The 18,803-nt window shown below is 61.3% G+C and carries 17 protein-coding genes; 8 read left to right on the top strand and 9 right to left on the bottom strand.

Features of this window, described 5'->3' with window-relative positions; all coding sequences use genetic code 11:
• Window positions 1–38: 38 nt before the first annotated feature.
• Window positions 39–473, bottom strand: coding sequence for a rhodanese-like domain-containing protein (locus tag JQF37_RS10090; RefSeq protein ID WP_130209959.1), 435 nt, complete (start codon window positions 471–473; stop codon window positions 39–41).
• A gap of 101 nt (window positions 474–574) precedes the next feature.
• Here JQF37_RS10090 and ftrA point away from each other — a divergent pair, with 101 nt between their 5' ends.
• A complete protein-coding gene (gene ftrA, locus JQF37_RS10085) occupies window positions 575–1,564 on the top strand; it encodes a transcriptional regulator FtrA (protein ID WP_130209957.1) in 990 nt (329 codons plus the stop codon).
• Here the strand turns inward: ftrA and cobF are convergent.
• Complete coding sequence (gene cobF / locus JQF37_RS10080) at window positions 1,533–2,288, bottom strand: precorrin-6A synthase (deacetylating) (RefSeq protein ID WP_130209955.1); 756 nt, start codon at window positions 2,286–2,288, stop codon at window positions 1,533–1,535. The genes ftrA and cobF overlap by 32 nt on opposite strands.
• Entirely contained in the window at window positions 2,285–2,860 is a 576-nt protein-coding gene (locus tag JQF37_RS10075) for a histidine phosphatase family protein (RefSeq protein WP_130209953.1), read from the bottom strand. Before JQF37_RS10075 ends, cobF begins: the two co-directional genes overlap by 4 nt.
• A 292-nt stretch (window positions 2,861–3,152) precedes the next feature.
• Between JQF37_RS10075 and JQF37_RS31700 the strand changes: the two genes are divergently transcribed.
• The 4 genes from JQF37_RS31700 to JQF37_RS10060 all read left to right on the top strand — a co-directional run bounded on the left by JQF37_RS31700 (window position 3,153) and on the right by JQF37_RS10060 (window position 6,516).
• A complete protein-coding gene (locus JQF37_RS31700; protein ID WP_262984259.1) occupies window positions 3,153–3,284 on the top strand; it encodes a hypothetical protein in 132 nt (43 codons plus the stop codon).
• 113 nt (window positions 3,285–3,397) lie between these two features.
• Window positions 3,398–4,414 (top strand): arginine N-succinyltransferase, encoded by a 1,017-nt coding sequence (locus JQF37_RS10070; protein WP_130209951.1) that lies wholly within the window; start codon window positions 3,398–3,400, stop codon window positions 4,412–4,414.
• Between the two features lie 61 nt (window positions 4,415–4,475).
• Window positions 4,476–5,510, top strand: coding sequence for an arginine N-succinyltransferase (astA, locus tag JQF37_RS10065; RefSeq protein ID WP_130209949.1), 1,035 nt, complete (start codon window positions 4,476–4,478; stop codon window positions 5,508–5,510).
• A gap of 136 nt (window positions 5,511–5,646) precedes the next feature.
• Window positions 5,647–6,516: an oxaloacetate decarboxylase gene (locus JQF37_RS10060; protein WP_130209947.1), complete on the top strand. Its 870-nt coding sequence runs from the start codon at window positions 5,647–5,649 to the stop codon at window positions 6,514–6,516.
• 696 nt (window positions 6,517–7,212) lie between these two features.
• Here JQF37_RS10060 and JQF37_RS10055 read toward each other — a convergent pair.
• Window positions 7,213–8,286: a diguanylate cyclase gene (locus tag JQF37_RS10055; protein ID WP_130209943.1), complete on the bottom strand. Its 1,074-nt coding sequence runs from the start codon at window positions 8,284–8,286 to the stop codon at window positions 7,213–7,215.
• A gap of 190 nt (window positions 8,287–8,476) precedes the next feature.
• Between JQF37_RS10055 and JQF37_RS10050 the strand changes: the two genes are divergently transcribed.
• The 3 genes from JQF37_RS10050 to JQF37_RS10040 all read left to right on the top strand — a co-directional run bounded on the left by JQF37_RS10050 (window position 8,477) and on the right by JQF37_RS10040 (window position 12,397).
• A complete protein-coding gene (locus JQF37_RS10050; protein ID WP_130209941.1) occupies window positions 8,477–9,931 on the top strand; it encodes an NAD(P)/FAD-dependent oxidoreductase in 1,455 nt (484 codons plus the stop codon).
• Between the two features lie 22 nt (window positions 9,932–9,953).
• On the top strand, window positions 9,954–10,910 hold the full coding sequence (locus tag JQF37_RS10045) for an alpha/beta fold hydrolase (protein WP_130209939.1): 957 nt from the start codon (window positions 9,954–9,956) through the stop codon (window positions 10,908–10,910).
• Between the two features lie 104 nt (window positions 10,911–11,014).
• Window positions 11,015–12,397 (top strand): VOC family protein, encoded by a 1,383-nt coding sequence (locus JQF37_RS10040; protein ID WP_130209937.1) that lies wholly within the window; start codon window positions 11,015–11,017, stop codon window positions 12,395–12,397.
• 88 nt (window positions 12,398–12,485) lie between these two features.
• Here the strand turns inward: JQF37_RS10040 and JQF37_RS10035 are convergent, their stop codons facing one another.
• The 5 genes from JQF37_RS10035 to JQF37_RS10015 all read right to left on the bottom strand — a co-directional run bounded on the left by JQF37_RS10035 (window position 12,486) and on the right by JQF37_RS10015 (window position 18,773).
• Window positions 12,486–13,163: a type 1 glutamine amidotransferase domain-containing protein gene (locus tag JQF37_RS10035; protein ID WP_103405464.1), complete on the bottom strand. Its 678-nt coding sequence runs from the start codon at window positions 13,161–13,163 to the stop codon at window positions 12,486–12,488.
• 649 nt (window positions 13,164–13,812) lie between these two features.
• Window positions 13,813–14,406 (bottom strand): hypothetical protein, encoded by a 594-nt coding sequence (locus tag JQF37_RS10030; protein WP_130209935.1) that lies wholly within the window; start codon window positions 14,404–14,406, stop codon window positions 13,813–13,815.
• Window positions 14,407–14,568: 162 nt separating this feature from the next.
• The gene (locus JQF37_RS10025) at window positions 14,569–15,642 is read right to left on the bottom strand and encodes a lipocalin-like domain-containing protein (RefSeq protein WP_130209933.1); all 1,074 of its coding nucleotides are present in this window, start codon (window positions 15,640–15,642) and stop codon (window positions 14,569–14,571) included.
• On the bottom strand, window positions 15,632–18,103 hold the full coding sequence (locus tag JQF37_RS10020) for an ABC transporter permease (protein ID WP_130209931.1): 2,472 nt from the start codon (window positions 18,101–18,103) through the stop codon (window positions 15,632–15,634). The genes JQF37_RS10025 and JQF37_RS10020 overlap by 11 nt, the downstream gene beginning before the upstream one ends.
• 1 nt (window position 18,104) lies before the next feature.
• Window positions 18,105–18,773 carry an ABC transporter ATP-binding protein gene (locus tag JQF37_RS10015; RefSeq protein ID WP_130209929.1) on the bottom strand — a complete coding sequence of 223 codons (669 nt, stop codon included), beginning with the start codon at window positions 18,771–18,773 and terminating at the stop codon, window positions 18,105–18,107.
• Window positions 18,774–18,803: the final 30 nt, after the last annotated feature.

Here is an 18,803-nt window from a genome sequence, read left to right as displayed (position 1 = left end):
ACCTGTGGCGAGGGAGCTTGCTCCCTCACCTCAGTTGATCAGCATTCACATCCAATCGGCGCTGTGGCTGGACGTTGCACCGCGGCGCTCAATTTAAATCCTTCATCCAGCCACCCGGTCACGCCACCGATCATCTCTTTGACCGGATAACCCAGTGCCGCCAGTTTCACCGCCGCCTTGTTCGCGCCATTGCAGTGAGGGCCGGCGCAATAGACCACGAACAGGGTGTTTTTCGGGTAAAACGCCAGACCTTCAGCGCTGAGCAATCGCCGCGGAATATTGATCGCCCCCGGTACATGCCCACGCTCGAAGGCCAGCGGGCCGCGCACGTCCAACAGAATGAAATCAACTTCGCCAGCGGCCTGACTGCCATGGACGTCGGAGCAATCGGTTTCGAACGTCAGGCGATTGCTGAAGTGCATCAGGGCAATGGCCGAGGGGGCGGCGGGAATTTCGCGAACCAGACTGGTCATGGGCAGTACTCCTAAGTGTCGTTGGGTGTGAACACACTTTATTCGCCTGCCCCTTGCGGCTAAAGTGGCGCACAAGACACCAACCGGGAATTTTCCGCCAAATGCAGCCTACCCCAGGATCGGTCGCCATTCTGGCCTACGACGGCCTCTGTACGTTCGAGTTCGGCATCGCCGTCGAGATCTTCGGCCTGGCGCGGCCGGAGTTCGATTTCCCTTGGTACGAGCATTGCGTCGCCGCTGTCGATAAAGGACCGATGCGCGCCATGGGTGGCATCCAGGTGCTGGCCGATGGCGGCCTGGAACTGCTCGAACAGGCCCGGACCATCATCATTCCCGGCTGGCGCGATCGCCAGGCAGCGGTGCCGGAGGCACTGCTCGCCGCCCTGCGCCAGGCCCATGCCCGGGGCGCACGGTTGCTGTCGATCTGTTCCGGGGTGTTCGTGCTGGCCGCCACCGGGTTGCTCGATGGTCACAGTGCGACCACACACTGGCGCTACACCACGGAGCTGGCGCAACGCTTTCCGAACATTCTGGTGGACCCCGATGTGTTGTACGTCGATTCAGGCCAGTTGATTACCTCGGCCGGCAGCGCTGCCGGCATCGACGCGTGCCTGCATCTGGTGGCTCGGGATTTCGGCACACAAGTGGCCAATTCGGTGGCACGGCGGCTGGTGATGTCGCCGCAACGCACCGGTGGCCAGGCGCAGTTCATTCCGACGCCGGTCAGTCCTGCGCCGCGCAGTGATCTTTCCCGCGTCATGCAGTGGGCACGGGAGCGATTGCATGAGCCGCTGGAAGTACGTGACCTGGCCAGCGAAGCGGCCATGAGCGAGCGAACCTTCCTGCGCCGCTTCAGCGAAGCCAGCGGCCAGTCACCCAAGGCCTGGCTGCAACATGAGCGCCTGGGCCGCGCCCGCGAACTGTTGGAAAGCACCGATCAAAACACCGAGCAGGTTGCCCTGCGCTGTGGTTATCGTTCGGTGGAAAGCTTCCGGGTGGCGTTTCGCAGCGTGGTCGGTGTACCGCCGTCGGTGTATCGGGAGCGGTTTGGGCGTGGGGTCAAGGCTTGCGCAACAGATAGGTGTCCATGATCCAGCCATGGGCCAGTCGGGCCGCCTTGCGCACCCGCTCGATCTCATCCGCCACATCCTTGAGCTTGCCGCTGATCAGGATTTCATCCGGCGTCCCCAGGTAGGCCCCCCAGTAAATATCGGTCTCACGATCCGCCACCTGATGATAGGCATCCTGGGCATCGAGCATCACCACCAGGCTATCGGCATCGCTCACCTGACCGGCGGCGAGGCGCCGGCCGGTGGTGATTTCAATCGAGCCGCCAATTTGATTGAGCGTCACTTTGTGCTGCGCCGCCAACGCCTGAACGCTGGTGATGCCCGGGATCACCTCGAATTCGAAGGCACAGGCGCCTGACGCCAGAATCGCCTGCAAGATGCGCAGGGTGCTGTCATACAACGCCGGGTCACCCCAAACCAGGAAACCACCACACTGGTCGTCGGACATTTCCTCATTGATCAGCCTCTCGAAGGTTCGCTGCCTGGCCAGGTTCAGGTCATCGACACTGGTCTTGTAGTCCACATCCCCGCGCTCGCGCTCAGGGCTGCGGGCTTCGACGAAGCGATAATGGCGATCGGTGATGTAGCGTTCGCAGATGTCACGGCGCAGGTCGATCAGCGTGTCCTTGCTCTGGCCCTTGTCCATCAGGAAAAACACGTCGACCTTGTTCAGCGCCTTCACCGCCTGAATCGTGATGTAGTCGGGGTTGCCGGCGCCGATGCCGATGACCAGGAGTTTTTTCATCCGCATCTATCCTCGGGCTCAGCGCCCGCCAAACGCAATCGCCAGCAACCCTGGAACCGGAGTTCGACGCTCGACAGCGGCTCGACATCAATCAGATTGAATGCCGAACCGTGCAGCACGTACGTCAGCGCGGCGCGGATGACAAACGGATGCGTCACCGCCACCACATGCCCCGGTATCGACTGCAATGTCGTCAGCCAGGCGACCACCCGTTCAGTCACCTCGCTCACCGACTCGCCACCGTGGGGCGCCGAAGCCGGGTCGGCGAGCCAGGACTGCAGCCATTGCGCTTCGGATTTTTGCAGGTCATTGATGCGCTGACCGCTCCAGCGCCCGACATCGCAATCGCGCAATGCCTCAACCACCTCAGCGTGGCTGCCGAACAGTTCGGCGGTCTGCCGGGTCCGCAGTTCCGGGCCGCACAACAGCCGTGGAGCATTTTTGAATTGAGCACGACGGGAACCCCGCACCGATTGCCAATCCATCTCCAGAGGTTCATCCGTAGGAAACCTCGCCAACTTTTGTGCGACGGTTCGAGCGTGGCATATCAGGGTCAAACGGGTCGCCTGCACGAAGGATTACTCTGTCGATGGAAAGTAAGGGACGGCGACTTGCCGGTGGTCGCGCAATTGTGCCGCAAGAAAGGTTGTCGAAGGGGCATTTCGTCTGACAACAAAAGCCGTCTCCGATCTGTTTATAGGCAATGCCCTACACGGTTGGCCGTCATCCCCGTCGCCATCGGCGTACAGGCATTTCGCTCAATTTTCGGCGTTGGAAAACCGCACCAAAATTAACTAGACATGTAGTGCGCCTTAATCAAATACTGGTTTCAAAGGATTATCGCCCCATCCAGCAGGAGCCCGGATGCCCTCATTTAACGACCCGATCATTGACTCCCGTCTGGACAGTTCACCGTCCAAAGCCACGCGCCACCCGATCAGTCCCGGCCTCTGCAACGACGCAGACCTGATACCGCGCGCGGTCAATCCGCAATAGCACCTGAAAAAGAGCGGCGTCCGACAAGGCAACCGCCGATCAATCCGTGGAAACCGACAGTGATTGTCAGGTTCGGTGCCAGCCGCCGAACGCTTTGATACAGGAGTGCATCCATGCTGGTCCTGCGTCCAGTGGTGTTAACCGACCTGCCCCAATTGCAGCGGCTGGCCCGCGAAAGCCTGGTGGGCATCACGTCGCTGCCAGACGACAGCGAATGCTTGCACGATAAAATTCTCGACTCATGCACCTCGTTCGAGCAAACCGTCCAGAGCCCGGGCCCCGAGAATTACTTCTTCGTGCTGGAAGACTCGACGACGCGGCGACTGGCGGGCTGCTCGGAAATTCTCGCCATGGCGGGTTTCAGCGAGCCGTTCTACAGCCTGCGCAACCGTCACTTCAACAGTGCCTCGCGGGAGCTGAACATCGAGCATGGCGTGCCGGCTCTGTCGCTGTGCCACGACCTCGGCGGCCATACCTTGCTGCGCGGTTTTCATATCGATCCGACGCTGGTGCGCACGGCGTACTCCGAACTGTTGTCACGGGCGCGACTGCTGTTCATCGCCGCCCACGCGCCGCGCTTTGCCGACGGGGTCATCAGCGAAATCGTTGGTTTCAGCCGCGATGACGGGCATTCGCCGTTCTGGGATGCGCTGGGCAAGCACTTCATCGACCTGCCCTATGTCGAGGCCGAGCGGCTCTGCGGGCTTGAGAGTCGAGCGTTTCTTGCCGAACTGATGCCGCAATACCCGATCTACGTGCCAATGCTGCCCCAGGCCGCGCAAGACTGCATCGGCCGGGTTCACCCCGATGGCCAGGAGGCCTTCGATATCCTCGAGCGCGAGGGTTTCCAAACCAATAGTTATGTCGATCTCTTTGACGGCGGCCCAACGCTGTATGCACGCACCGCTGGCATTCGTTCCATTGCGCAAAGCGCGACCGCCACGGTGAAACCCGGCTCATCCATCGACGCCCGTGGCCGCTATCTGCTTTGCAATGACTCGCTGGAGAATTACCGCGCCATCGTCGCCGACCTGGATTACCGCGCCGGGCAGCCCCTGCCCCTGGACGCCGAAATGTGCGCGGCCCTGAAGGTGAGCGAAGGCAGCCCGATCCGGCTGATTGCCTTGTGATCCGCGTCCCTCACCGCGCACTACGGCCGTCCCCGTGCAGGCTCGCGCAAGGAGTTGCAGCATGATAGTTCGTCCGGTCCAGGTGACGGATCTGCCCGCCTTGCTCGCACTGGTCCGCCAGGCTGGTTGCGGACTGACGTCGCTGCCGGCCAACGAAGAGCGCCTGCTTCACCGATTGCGCTGGGCGCAAAGAACCTTCGCCGAACAAGTCGAGCGCGCCGACGCCGATTACCTGTTCGTCCTCGAAGACGACGACCAGCAAGTGGTGGGCGTCAGCGCCCTGACCGGGGCCGTGGGCCTGCGCGAACCCTGGTACAGCTACCGGGTCGGGCTGACGGTCAGCTCATCACCGGACCTGGGCATCGAGCGCCACATCCCGACCTTGTTCATGAACAATGAAATGACCGGTCAATCGGATCTGCGCTCGCTGTTCCTGCGGCCCGACCAACGTCAGAGCCATCACGGCCGGTTGCTGTCCCTGGGGCGTTTGTTGTTCGTGGCCGAGTTTGCGCACCTGTTCGGGGACAAGATAATCGCCGAACTGCGCGGCAGTGCCGACGAAAAAGGCTGCTCTCCCTTCTGGGACAGCGTCGGTCGCCACTTCTTCAAAATGGACTTCAAGCACGCCGATCACTTGTCGTGGCTGGGCAACAAAGCGTTCATCGCGGAACTGATGCCGCGCCAACCGCTGTACGCCTGCCTGCTGACCGAACAGGCCCAGGCGGTGATCGGCAAGCCTCACGCGAAGGCCGGGCCGGCCCTGAAGATCCTCACCGCCGAAGGTTTTGCCCACAAGGGTTACATCGACATCTTCGACGCCGGCCCGGTGATCGAGTCCCCCGTTTCGAGCATCCGCAGCGTGCGCGACAGCCAGTTACTGGAGCTGACCATCGCCCCCCCGGACGACCAGGCTCCCGTGTGGCTGATCCACAACCGTCGCCTGGAAAACTGCCGCATCACCGCCACCCCGGCGCGCCAGGTGGGCGACCGCCTGATCGTCGACCGCCTCACCGTCAAACGCCTGCAACTGCAACCCGGTGACTCGGTCCGCGCCGTACCGCTGCTCCCGCAACAGTTGCAGGCGGTGGCGGCGTAATCGCTACCGCGTCGCCAACTGTTGGGCATCCTCTGCAAATTCGTCATCATTCTCGACCGCCCCCCGTGATAGCCTTTTACGTCTTCGGCGTTGACACTTTTGCTCAAGCCCTTCCATTCCCATTGGTGGAACCCATATGTCCAGGCTTTCTCATCAAGATTTGCGCCGCAGTTTCCGTCAATTACTCGCTTCCAACACTTGCTACCACACGGCGTCGGTCTTCGATCCGATGTCGGCGCGCATCGCGGCGGACCTGGGGTTTGAAGTGGGTATTCTCGGCGGGTCGGTCGCGTCGCTGCAGGTACTGGGTGCCCCAGACTTCGCCTTGATCACCCTCAGCGAGTTCGCCGAGCAGGCCACCCGCATCGGCCGCGTCGCCCAACTGCCGGTGATCGCCGATGCCGACCACGGTTACGGCAACGCCCTCAATGTCATGCGCACCATCGTCGAGCTCGAACGTGCCGGCGTCGCCGCCCTGACCATCGAAGACACCTTGCTGCCGGCGCAATTCGGCCGCAAGTCCACGGACCTGATCACCGTTGCCGAAGGCGTCGGCAAGATCCGCGCAGCCCTGGAAGCCCGGTGTGACTCGGAACTGGCAATCATCGCCCGCACCCACGCAGGGATTCTTCCGGTGCAGGAAATCATCAGCCGCACCAAGCAATACCAGGCCGCCGGGGCGGATGGCATCTGCATGGTTGGCGTGAAGGATTTCGACCATCTGGAACAAATCGCCGAGCACCTGAGTGTGCCGCTGATGCTCGTGACCTACGGAAATCCGTTGTTGCGTGATGACGTACGCCTGGCCGAACTGGGCGTGCGCGTCGTCATCGACGGCCACGGCGCCTACTTCGCCGCGATCAAGGCCACCTACGACAGCCTGCGCGAGCAACGACAGATCTTCACCCAGGCCGCCGACCTGAGCGCGACGGAATTGACTCACACCTATACGCAACCAGCGGAATACATCCGTTGGGCGGAAGAGTTCATGCACGTAAAAGAATGATGGCGAGCAAACGTTAACTGCGTGAAACCCCATCGCCTGCTCGCGATGGGCGTCAACGATGACGCGGGCTGTCTGAATACCCAAGTCGCCTGGACGTTTATCGTCGGAACGCCGCCCGGAGCAGGCTCGCTCCTACAGTGGACTGAGTACATCTGAAAATGATTGGTCGGCTGTCAGGCCGCCATCGCTGCGATGCGGCGTCCCGACAAGCCAGCTCCCACAGAAAAGCACGACGGCGTACACCCACCCGCTCCTCACCACTCATCAGGCCGAGCGTTAGCTCGCCTGCAGCTCTTGATCTTGATCCACCCGCCCCTTCGGGAGGCTGAGTGGAGGTGTGCATCCGGGGAGTGGCGCGCAGCGCCGTTCGACGCAGTCGAACACGCTGCATGCAGGTCGAAGCGAAGCCGACCGGAGGGCAGTGTCCCCGGATGGATACCGCAGCGAAGGAACGCCGAGCCTAAGCGAGGGGCCGGACGCTCGGGGCGAGCGTTTTTTTGGTTACTTTTTTTAGGCGCTTGTAAAAAAAGTGACTCGCCGTAAGGGCGAAACCGTCAGCCGCCGTTACCGCAGCAACGGATATGTACGCGGTCAACAACACACAGGTCGGCTGTCAGGCCGCCTTCGCTGCGATGCGGCGCCCCGACAAGCCAGCTCCAAGGAATCGGGGAGCAAGGCAGGCTGCCTCAACCAACATCAAACCGAATCGAGCAACTCATACTGAGAGCGACCATCGCTGCAGCAAATGACCCGGTTACGCCCCGTCGTCTTGGCCTCGTACAATGCCTGGTCGGCATCGCCGAGCCACGAGGTCGCGTCACTGTGGCCAGGGTTGAACGCAGCCAGGCCGATGCTCAGGCTGACTTTCAGCGCCGGATTCTGCTCATAACCCAACGTGGCAAAGCGATCACGCAGCGCTTCCATGACCGCCGCCGCGTTGTTCAAGGGCAAATCCGGAAGAATCACGCAAAACTCATCACCGCCATAACGCCCGGCCACATCGGTGGCCCGCAGGTTCTGCTTGAGCATCTTGCTCAGCTGCCGCAACACGATGTCGCCCGCGACGTGACCGTAAGTGTCATTGATGTGTTTGAAATGATCGATGTCGATCAGCGCAATCGCCCCGCCCTGGTGCTGGCGCTGGCAACGCTGAAACTCGATTTCCAGTTGATCCTTCCAGGCGCCGTGGTTGAGCAGACCGGTCAGGCTGTCGGTTCGGCTCAGGGCCAGTAATTCACTTTTTTGCCGACCGAGGGTATGGGCCTGGCGAAAGCAGATCCACCCCAGCGCCAGCGGGTAAAAACACATCAGGGGCAAGCAGGCGTAGAGTTGTAACTGACTGGTTTCTGGAATGAACAGCGGTTTGAAAATCAGCCATCCGATGCCGATCCCCAGGATCTGCGTGACGCTGCCCGCCAACAGAAAACGCAAGCCGCCGATCGCCACATTGTTCATCGCCATCATGGAAATGGTGGTCGCGCTGGGCAGCGGATTGAACTGCATGGCCGCCACCCAGAAGCCACCCAGAAAGGCGTCAACCAGCAGGTTACGGTGTTCGGCATGATAGGGAGCCTTGGCCCGACGCGCCCATTGATAGGCCAGGTGCGGCCAGATCAGACCGTTGAACAGCATCAGTGCCCAGACCCAGGGTGCCGGGTTCAGGGGGTACATCGCCACACTCACGCACAACAGACCCAGCACCAGGCCGAGCATGCGCGACGTGTAGAGCCTCCTGGCCAGTGAAAGTCCTTTCACTCCCGTCTTTCCCATTGGGACCTCTCCACAGAGCGGTACCTGATGATTCCAGGGTTGCGCGTATCTTTCGGAGTCTAACAGGGTAACGTCAAATAGCCATCACCGGTGGGCGGGATGAATACCGTGGCATAGCCGTCGAGCGTACGCTCAATGTTTGGCTATACATGAAGACAGGCTTGACGCGAAAACGAGAAAGAGGAGGCCCATGCAGACCTTTCGGGTGTTGATCATAGGTAGCGGCTTTGGTGGTCAGTGTGCGGCGGTCAACTTGCTCAAGGCTGGCATCACCGACTTTCGCCTGCTCGAGCGGCGTGACTTCTTCGGTGGCACCTGGTGCCAGAACACCTATCCCGGCGCGGCGGTCGACGTGCCCTCGCCCCTTTACTCGCTGTCCTTCGCGCCCTACCGCTGGACGCAGATGTTCGCCGAACAGGCCGAACTGCATCGCTACACCCGCTATGTCGTGGAGCACTTCGGCCTGCGCGACCGGGTGGAACTGCAGGCCAATGTCGAACGCGTCGAATGGGACGACGCAAGCAAACGCTGGGCGGTCCACACGGCCGGCAAGGGCACCTTCTACGCGCAGTTCCTGATCAATGCCACCGGGCCCCTGAGCCAGCCTGTGGTGCCACGCTTCGAGGGTCAGGAACGCTTTCGGGGCAAGACTTTTCACACCAACAACTGGGATCACTCCTACGACTACCGCCAAAAACGCGTGGCCATCGTCGGCAGTGGCGCCAGTGCGGCCCAGGTGATTCCGGCGATCGCCCCGGATGTCGCGCACCTGCACGTATTCCAGCGTACGCCGCATTGGGTGTTGCCTCGGGCTGACCGCTCGTTTGGCCGTTTCCAGCGCTGGTTGCTCGGGCTGAAACCAGCCTACAAGTTGCTGCGCTGGCTGATTTACTGGCAATTCGAAACCCGGGTGATTGCCTTCAAATACTCGAAACCCGCGATACGCATGGTCCAGCACCAGGCCTTGCGCTTTATCAAACGCCAGGTACCGGACGCCGAACTTCGGCGAAAACTCACGCCGGACTACACCATCGGCTGCAAACGGGTGATTCTGTCGAGCACGCTGTACCCGGCACTGGGGCGCAGCAATGTGACGTTGCACAGCCGTGAACAAGGCATTGCCGCCCTCGATGAAACCGGCATCGTCATGCAGGACGGGCAGCACATCGATGTGGACCTGATCGTCTGGTCTACCGGTTACGACGCCACCGACGGGGTGATCTCCTACCCGGTCACCGGCAAGCATGGCACTCGCCTGAAAGATGTCTGGGCCCAGTTCCCCCGTGCCTACCTCGGCACCAGCCTGCCGGACTTTCCCAATCTGTTTATCGTCACCGGTCCGAACACCGGCATCGGCCACACGTCGGCGCTGTTTATCATCGAATCGCAGATGAATTACATCCTCGACTGCATCCGCACCCTTGAATCACGAGGTTTGCGCAGCATTGAAGTACGCCCCGAGGCAGAACGTACCTACACTGAAATGATCCATAGAGAAATGGAACGCACCGTGTGGAAGTCAGGAGGCTGCCACAGTTGGTATCAAAGCAAGAGCGGTCATGTGATTGCCATGTTTCCGGGGTTCAGTTTCAGCTTCCATCGCTTGACCCGAGCCCTGAAACCCGCCGATCACATCTTGTCCTGAACCGTTAGAAGGAAGACGCCTGATGCTTTTACTGGTTGTCGCTATCGCGGTCTTTGCAGCCTGGAGCTGGTTGAGTTACCCGGCCGTCGGCTACTGGCTTTATGACTTGAGCGTGGCCACCGAGGCCAAGCTGTACAAGTTGCACAAGATCGTCGTGCCCATTTCCGAAATGACCGTCTCGACCTGGCAAGGCGGCCCTTATGAGGCGTCCAGCAACGTCTTGATGCTGCACGGCTTCAGTGCCGACAAAAATCTCTGGCTGCGTTTTGCCCGGCACTTTGTCGGCAGCTACCGGGTGATCATCCCCGACATCGCCGGCCATGGCGAAACCGGCTTCAAGGAAGGCGGCGGCTATGACATCCCGCTGCAGGCCAAGCGCATGATCCAGCTGCTCGATGTCTGTGGGGTCGACAAGGTCCATGTGATCGGCAACTCGATGGGCGGCTATATCGCGGCATGGTTGGCGGCCACGTATCCGGACCGCATTGCCTCGGTCGCCCTGTTCGACCCGGCGGGTGTCACCGCGCCCGAACCCAGTGACCTGGAACGGCACCTGGCCAAGGGCCACAACCCGTTCCTGATCAACTCCCGGGAAGAATTCAAATACTTCTATGGCATGACCATGGCCTCCCCGCCCTGGGTGCCGCGCGTGGTGCTGGACGCCATGGCCCATCGCTATGAACAGGCACGTGACGAACTGGAAGAAATCTTCCGCGACTTTCGCGCCAGCCCACCGATGGAGCCGAAGCTTCCAGGCATAACGGCGCCGGCGCTGTTGTTGTGGGGACGCAAGGATCGCTTGATCGACGTCAGCAGCGTGGCCATCTGGAGCAAAGGCCTGGCCAATCTGCGCGTGGAAGTCTGGGAGGGCATCGGGCACATGCCCATGGTCGAAGCGCCAGCCGGTTCGGCACGCCTGTATCGGGAGTTTTTGGCATCCCTGCGCTCGGAAAGCCCTCAGGATCAACGCCTGCACTGAGGATGCAGTCCTTTGCAGAATGAAGTTCGTCAGAAACTTCGTTTGTCGGCGACGCGGAAGGCTGCGATCTTTTGCTCAACGTCACCGCGCCAGGAATTGTGTTCATGAATCATCCGAACTTCGTCAGCCCCGACCTGATCCGCCAACGCTTCTCCAAAGCGATGTCCGACATGTACCGCGAAGAGGTGCCCCTGTACGGCGCGCTGATGGAACTGGTGGAGCAGACCAACCGTCATGTGCTGGACAGCGATCCGCAAGTGGCCCGGCAGTTGAACAGCACCGGCGAAATCGAGCGCCTGGACCTGGAGCGCCATGGCGCGATCCGTGTCGGCACGGCGGCAGAACTGGCAACCCTCGCCCGTCTGTTCGCGGTCATGGGCATGCAACCGGTGGGTTATTACGACCTGACGCCGGCCGGGGTACCGGTGCACTCCACCGCGTTTCGCGCCGTGCATGAAGAGGCGCTGCAAGTCAGCCCGTTCCGGGTATTCACCTCGCTGTTGCGCCTGGAACTGATCGAAGACCCGGAGCTGCGGGCATTCGCCCAATCGACGCTCGACAAGCGCTCGATCTTCACCCCCACCGCGCTGACCCTGATCGACTGCGCCGAAACCCAGGGCGGCCTCACCGAAGCGCAAGCCCGGGATTTCGTCGTGCACGCGCTGGAAACCTTCCGCTGGCATCACAGCGCTACCGTCACCGCCGAACAGTATCGCCAGCTCAGCGCCCAGCATCGCCTGATTGCCGATGTGGTGGCCTTCAAGGGGCCGCACATCAATCACCTGACGCCACGCACCCTGGACATCGATATCGTCCAGGCGCAAATGCCGGCGCGCGGCATCACCCCCAAAGCCGTGATCGAAGGCCCGCCCCGCCGCCAGTGCCCGATTCTGTTGCGCCAGACCAGTTTCAAGGCACTCGACGAGCCGATCGCGTTCACCGATCAGGCCGAGGCCCGGGGCAGCCACAGCGCCCGCTTCGGTGAAATCGAACAACGCGGCGCGGCCCTCACCCCTAAAGGACGGGCGCTGTACGACCGCTTGCTCAATGCGGCACGCGATGAGCTCAAGGATTTCCCCAACGAAGCCAACGCTGCACGCTACAACGCGCTGATGGTGCAACATTTCAGCGAGTTTCCCGACACCTATGAAGGCATGCGCCAACAGGACCTGGCGTACTTTCGCTATTTCGTGACGGAAAAAGGCCTGGCCGCAAAGGCGCTGAACACCTTGACGCTGGAAGACCTGGTCAGCGGTGGCTATCTGCGGGTCGAACCCTTGGTGTACGAAGATTTTCTGCCGGTCAGTGCGGCGGGGATATTCCAGTCAAACCTGGGGGATGCGGCACAAACCCACTACGGCGTGCATTCCAACCAGCAAGCGTTCGAGCAGGCCCTGGGCCGTCCGACGATTGATGAACTGGGGTTGTATGCCGAAACACAGCGGCGCTCGATCGAGCAGTGTTTCGCCGAATTGAGCACTCTCTAACACACGGAACTGTGGGAGCCTGGCTTGCCAGCGATAGCGATTTCGCCTGCGCCATCACTGGCAAGCCGTGCTCCGACAAAAGCAGTATCTACTTCAGTTTCGCCAACAAGGCTTCGGCAGCCGCTTGCGACGACGCCGGATTCTGACCGGTCAGCAACAGACCATCGGTCAGCACATAGCTCGCCCAGTCAGGCCCCTTGGAATAAATTCCGCCCTTGGCCTTGAGTTCGTCCTCCACCAGAAACGGCACGACGTGGGTCAATTGCACCGCTTCTTCTTCGCTGTTGGTAAATCCCGTTACCTTCTTGCCCTTGACCAGTGGCTGACCATCGGCGCCCTTGGCATGACGCAAAACGCCCGGCGCATGGCACACCGCCGCGACCGGTTTGCCTGCCTTGTAAAACGCTTCGATCAGGGCGATCGAATGTTTGTCTTCAGCCAGGTCCCACAACGGCCCATGGCCGCCGGGGTAGAAGATTGCGTCGTAATCGTCGGCCTTCACCGAACTGAGCACGACCGTCGACGCCAACGCCGACTGTGCTGCGGAGTCCTTGCGAAAGCGCTCGGTGGCTTCGGTTTGCGCGTCCGGCTCATCGCTTTTCGGGTCCAGCGGTGGCTGGCCGCCCTTGGGCGAGGCCAGGGTCAACTGAACCCCGGCGTCCTTGAAGGCGAAATACGGGGCGGCGAATTCTTCCAGCCAGAACCCGGTTTTCTTGCCGGTGTTACCCAATTGATCGTGGGACGTTAAAACCATCAGGATTTTCATGTCGTCTTCACTCCGTCTCGGGACTGCAGTGGGGGCTTTAGCCGTGATGCGCACAAGGCTGCGCATCGATCCTGCCGTATGACCTTCGCGCGGTGCTGATCGTTCGGCTTGCCGGGTGCCAAGCATACTGCGTAACAAGCGAAATCGCCTGTCGATAGCCACATTGAACTCAAAACAAGTCGCGCTTCAAACAGCTGCAAGCGCTGCTTTTCAGCGACCGCAACATGGCCTGGACTTGATGAAATATCCGGAACTTCAGCGTTCGATGAATGGCGTTCATTGCCAATCGGGAAAGTCGGCACAAGCGCAATCAATACCGAGTTGCGCGGGCGATCGATTTATTTCTTGGGGAGAACATGAAGAAAACAGGCAGAACTGACTGTTGATCAAAGAGTTCGCCCAGTGCATTGGCCTCGGCAATCCTTGCACTGGTAAAGAGCCTCTGCGCTGGGCGAACGAGACGCATTTTAATTGATGTCGCCGGGAAAGTCCGCGTTTACAACATGAAATTTGCAGTCACATCTATTACTGAAATATCAGCGGACAATTTATTCAAACAAACTCAAACTCACCCGCTCATTTCTGAATAGCAGATTGTTCTTGTACAACGCTTATACAAGAACAATCACCCTGCAAACCAAATATCCATTTATTTCAAAGTTGTTACTTTTAATACATCGGTATACGTCACCACCACACTCTGGCCTTTTTTCAGGTCCTTGAGTTTGGCCTGAACTTCAGGTCGTTGGACATCGACCGTTTTCGACTGGCCGGCAGGGTTTTTAAAAGTGACACGATGGTGCTTGAGATCGATATCAGTGATCTGCAACTCCACCTTCACCTGACGGTAGGCTTCTCCACCCGGCTTGGCCGAGCCCGGTGCATTGCGTATTTCGCCTGCGTATTCGGAAGTGCCAGGCAGGCCTTTGTCGACGCTGGTGTCGAGAGAGACCGCGACCGAGTGCAGGACATCGACCTTGACCTGATCACCGGGCTTCAGCTTGTCCAGGTTCTTGGCCTTTTCAGTGAGTTGCAACGACACCTGATTGCCTTCAGGGCCTTCCAGCACCACCTGACGGTTGGGGACGTCGACCGACACGACTTTGGTGGTGACATGATCGGAAATCACGGATTCCGCCAACGGGATGTCCGCAGCGAAAGCGCTGAGGCTGGCAGTGGACAGCACAGCAGCCAGGCTGATCGCCTGGGTCAATGTGGAGAGCTTGCGTGTGTGACGTTTCATAGCGGTACTTTCCCTGTGAAGAATGGCAGCGAAAGGCGCTCAACCTCGATCAAGCGCCGACCGTGCCGATGAGCATAGACGCAGATCAGGGAGTGCTCGCGGTTTCTTGCGCTGTGGATTCGCCGGATGGTCGGGCCTCGTCGGGGCGTTCGGTGTTCCGACTCAATACCCGGTCATTTCCAGATAACCCTGTCCGCCATGGCTGCCACTCAAACGTACTGGCCCTTCCCAGTACGGAATGCGCAAATTCATCCAGGCGTTGGGGTTGAGGGCGCTGATGACGATGTCCAGGTGCTTGCCGGGAATCTGAATTGACCAGCTGACCGGCATCGAACGCCCGGCCACCTTGGCGCTGTCCTTCGCAGTCAGGCGGATGTCGCCGGCCTTCAACAACTGCGTCTGCCCCTGGGCGTCAATCCACGTGCCGGTCAGGTAAGGAGCGCCGTCCTTTTGCCGCATGCGATAGAGCATCACCTGTTCGCCGCTGTCCAGATGCAGGGAAAACCAGTCCCACCCGGTCTGGTTGGCAGTCAGGGGCTGACTGCTCCATTCACGGTCGAGCCACGCGGGACCACTGACTTGATAGCGCTGGCCATCGATCTCCAGGCTGCCGCTGGCCTGGAAAAACGGCTGGCTGTAGTAATACGACGCCTGCCCCTGTTCGGATTTCTGGCTGAACCCCTTATCCCCTTGCAGCACCAATGGCTTTGTCGATGTCAGCCGCAGTTGATAGCCGAACACCTTGTCGCGGGCGCTGAGTTGCAGCGCTGTCAGTGGATCGGCACCCGTTGCCTGACTGCTGAAATGCCAGTCGTCGATCCACGCATTGAATGGCGTCAGGCTCACTCCGGCCTGCCCCACGCCGCCACGGGCATAGCGTTCGGCGGCGTGATGCACCGAGGCCGAAGTCACGGCCGCGTGGCCGAGCCACAGCGTCTGATTCCCCCAACCTGCCTGCTCGGGCGTGGCTGTCAGGGCACTGCGAAACAGCGTCCATTGCACGCCGAACTCACGGCCCTGCTCGTCCTTGAGGTTGGCGGTGACGTACCACCACTCAATGCGAAAACCATCGTGGGGGCCATGATCCGCCGGAAAACCGAACTCGCGACCCGGCACCACCGGGGTGAAGGCGGCCGCTTGATTGCCGAGGCCGGCAAAGCCTTTGCCTGCCGGCACCGACTGATCGCAACCGCCAAGCAAGGCGGCGATCAGCCATACGCCCAGCCTAATCCTCATGGGCAAAAGTCCTCAGCAGGTCAGCCGGTTGCGTGCGGTACAGCGAATACAGCGGCCATGCCGAGGCCAACAACGTTGCCAGCAACGCCAGCCCCATCAGCTGCAGCCATTGCAGCGGAAACACCCGCAACGGCAGGCGCCAACCGAAGGCCTGGACGTTGATCACCGCGTCCAGGCACCAGGCCAGGGCAATGCCCAGCGGCAACGCCAGCACCAGCGTCAGCAGGGCCAGCAACCAGGTTTGCCCTAGGTTGAGCAGCATCAGTTGCCGGCGCGTCACGCCCAGCGCCCACAGTGGCGCCAGTTGTCCGAGGCGGCTTTGGCTTTGGGTCAACAGGCTGATGAACAGCGCCACACCCGCTACGCACAGCGTCAGGCTATTGAGCGCGGCGGTGGCGGCAAAGGTGCGTTCGAACACTTGCGTGGACCAGCCCTTGAGCCGGGACTGATCGACGATGCGGCTGTCATCCAGCGCGAAACGCGCTTGCAACGCTGAGACGAACGGCGCAATCGACGCCGGTTCGATGCGCAGGTTGAAACGGTTCGGCGTCAATTGCGGCCAGCCGCGCAGCAGGTGGTTGACGTTAACCAGCACGTGGCCCTTCGGATTGCCGTAGTCAGCGTAGATCCCGACGATGCGCGGTGACCACGGGCCCGTGGGCGTGGGAATCGTCAGGTGATCGCCCAGTCGCACTTTCAAACGCCGGGCCAGTTGCTCGCTGAGCATCAGCGCGTCGTCCTTGGCCAGGCGATCCCAGGGGTTGTCGCCCAGGGCTTCCAGCAGCGGCCAGTGCTGGCGATAGGTCGGGTGATCGATCACGCCAACGACATCCGCCGGCCAGCCTTGCAACTGGATCGAGACCTGCCAGTTCGGCAGCACCGCCGTGAGCTGCGGCTGTTGTTTGAGCCAGGTTTGCAGGTCACGGGCCTGGGCCGGGTTCAGTGGGCTGAGGTACAACTCGGCGGTCAGGCGTTGTTCGAGCCAGTCGCTGAAGGTCTGGCGAAAACCGGCGGTCATGCTGCCGGCACCGATGTTCGCCGCCAGTGCCAGGAGCAATGCCATCAGCGCCAGGCTCAGGGCGGGCAGTTGCTGGCGACAATCGGCGAGAAACCATTGGCCCAGCACCGTTCGGCGGCTCCCCGGCAGGCCATTGAGCAGCGTATTGAGTACCACCGGCAAGGCCAGCGCGGCCCCCAGCAGCAGCGTCGCCATCAGCACGAAACCGCTGGCCAGGCTGTCACCGCGCAGCAACGCCAGTAATGCGACAACCAAGGCCACCGCCGCCACCCAGCCCTGGCGCCGCAGCCAGCGCGCATGGGCCTGATGCCAGGCCTGCGGATTGGCCAGCGCCAGCAACGGCAAACGCGCCGCCCGCCACAAACTGTTGGCACCGGCCAGCAAGGCACCGAGCAAGCTGAGGCCGATTCCACTGAACCACCACAGCGGACTCAGGCTCAACTGCCCCGCCACTTCGGCGCCATACAACCCGCGCAGGCTGGCGGCGACGTCCGGGAGCAATACGCTGGCCAGTAAATAGCCGCTCACCACGCCGGCCATTCCGCCCATCAGCGCCAGCCCACCCAATTCGACGCCGAGGCAGGCGATCAGCATCCGCGCACTCACCCCGCAGGCACGCAGGGTTCTGAGCAAACCTCGACGCTGCTCCAGCGCCAGTCCGATGGCGGCGTGAACGATGAACAGGCCGACCACGAACGACAAAAAGCCCAAGGCATCGAGGTTCAGGTGAAAGCTTTCGGTCAGGCGCGCCAGATTGTTTTCTTCGCCAGCGGTCTTGAGCTGAAGTTGCCCCTGGAGCGCATCCGGTAGCGTCGCGGTGAAGCCCTTGGGCAGCAGCAGACGCGACAACTGATCCGGCAATCCGAGAATCGGCTGGGCGAAACCGATGTCCACCAGCAACACCCCGGGGGCCATGTCGCTTTGCGCGTGCAATGGCGGTAGCACCTGACCATTTGCCGCGAGCGGGCGCGCCCCTTCGCTCAGCCCCAGGGCCTTTAGCGTCTGCGGCGAAATCCAGGTGCTGCCCGGCGCCGTGAAAAAGCCGACCACCTGTTCGATGGCCAGGGCCTGCCCGGCCACCGCCGCACCGGCCGGCAGTGACACCGGCTCGATGCCCATCAGTTGCAGCCGCTGCTCCTCATGCCCCTGAAGTGTCAGCCGACCCTGCAACACCGGCGACACCGGCCAGCCCGCGCGACGCAAGTCGACGAACAACTGCTGGGAAAACGTCCCGCCCCCCGGCGCACTGAGACTGGCCTGGGGTTCACCACCGATCAACTGACTGGCGCGGGCATAGCTGTCCCGCGCCTGGCTGTTCAACGCTTGCACGCCGGTCAGCAGACTGGTGGCCAGCCACAAACCGGTCAGTACACTGAAAAACTGCACCGGATGCAGCCGCCAATGGCTCAGCAACGCGTGCAGGGTCTGGGCGAAGATACGCATCTCAGCGCGCGCCCACGCCGGCCAGACGCCCGCCGTGCAGCACCACTTTTTCGGCCAGGCGCGCCGCGACGTGGGGACTGTGGGTGACCATCAACAGGGTCGTCGGACTGTCATCGAGCAATGCCAGCAACAGCTTGAGCACGTCATCGCTGGTGGCTTCATCGAGGCTGCCGGTGGGCTCGTCGGCCAACAGCAACGGTGGCCGCGACGCCAGGGCACGCCCCAGCGCCACCCGTTGCTGCTGCCCTCCGGACAACTGTTCCGGATAGCGCCGCAGCAACTCGCTCAACCCCAGGCGCTGCACCAGATGCGCCTGCCAACGCGGATCATGCCGCCCCGCCAGCCGCGCCTGAAACGCCAGATTGTCCTCCACCCGCAAGCTGCCGATCAGGTTGAACTGCTGGAACACCAAACCGATCTCTGTACGCCGCCAGTTCGCCAGTTGGCTTTCGTTCATTTGTTCCAGGCGATGGTCGCCACTGCGGATACTGCCGCGATCCACCTTGTCCAGACCGGCGATCAAGTGCAGCAAGGTGCTCTTGCCACTGCCCGACTCGCCCATCAGTGCCAGGCTGCTACCGGGTTTCAGGGTCAGGTCGACCCCTTGCAACACCGGCAATGGCCCTTGGGGAGTGGCGTAGCTTTTGAAGACACCGCGGACTTCAAGCATGGAAGAACCTGTTGGATGAGCGTGGGCCAA

The sequence above is a fragment of the Pseudomonas sp. MIL9 genome (genome assembly GCF_016887925.1).
In the GTDB taxonomy this organism is placed as follows: Bacteria; Pseudomonadota; Gammaproteobacteria; order Pseudomonadales; family Pseudomonadaceae; genus Aquipseudomonas; species Aquipseudomonas mohnii.
Note: the sequence above shows the minus strand (reverse complement) of the source record. Positions and strands in the feature narration are given on the sequence as shown.

Coding starts and splice junctions, on each gene's coding strand:
- JQF37_RS10090 (WP_130209959.1), bottom strand. CDS start 473: ATGACCAGTCTGGTTCGCGAAATTCCCGCCGCCCCCTCGGCCATTGCC.
- ftrA (WP_130209957.1), top strand. CDS start 575: ATGCAGCCTACCCCAGGATCGGTCGCCATTCTGGCCTACGACGGCCTC.
- cobF (WP_130209955.1), bottom strand. CDS start 2,288: ATGAAAAAACTCCTGGTCATCGGCATCGGCGCCGGCAACCCCGACTAC.
- JQF37_RS31700 (WP_262984259.1), top strand. CDS start 3,153: ATGCCCTCATTTAACGACCCGATCATTGACTCCCGTCTGGACAGTTCA.
- JQF37_RS10070 (WP_130209951.1), top strand. CDS start 3,398: ATGCTGGTCCTGCGTCCAGTGGTGTTAACCGACCTGCCCCAATTGCAG.
- astA (WP_130209949.1), top strand. CDS start 4,476: ATGATAGTTCGTCCGGTCCAGGTGACGGATCTGCCCGCCTTGCTCGCA.
- JQF37_RS10060 (WP_130209947.1), top strand. CDS start 5,647: ATGTCCAGGCTTTCTCATCAAGATTTGCGCCGCAGTTTCCGTCAATTA.
- JQF37_RS10055 (WP_130209943.1), bottom strand. CDS start 8,286: ATGGGAAAGACGGGAGTGAAAGGACTTTCACTGGCCAGGAGGCTCTAC.
- JQF37_RS10050 (WP_130209941.1), top strand. CDS start 8,477: ATGCAGACCTTTCGGGTGTTGATCATAGGTAGCGGCTTTGGTGGTCAG.
- JQF37_RS10045 (WP_130209939.1), top strand. CDS start 9,954: ATGCTTTTACTGGTTGTCGCTATCGCGGTCTTTGCAGCCTGGAGCTGG.
- JQF37_RS10040 (WP_130209937.1), top strand. CDS start 11,015: ATGAATCATCCGAACTTCGTCAGCCCCGACCTGATCCGCCAACGCTTC.
- JQF37_RS10035 (WP_103405464.1), bottom strand. CDS start 13,163: ATGAAAATCCTGATGGTTTTAACGTCCCACGATCAATTGGGTAACACC.
- JQF37_RS10030 (WP_130209935.1), bottom strand. CDS start 14,406: ATGAAACGTCACACACGCAAGCTCTCCACATTGACCCAGGCGATCAGC.
- JQF37_RS10025 (WP_130209933.1), bottom strand. CDS start 15,642: ATGAGGATTAGGCTGGGCGTATGGCTGATCGCCGCCTTGCTTGGCGGT.
- JQF37_RS10020 (WP_130209931.1), bottom strand. CDS start 18,103: ATGCGTATCTTCGCCCAGACCCTGCACGCGTTGCTGAGCCATTGGCGG.
- JQF37_RS10015 (WP_130209929.1), bottom strand. CDS start 18,773: ATGCTTGAAGTCCGCGGTGTCTTCAAAAGCTACGCCACTCCCCAAGGG.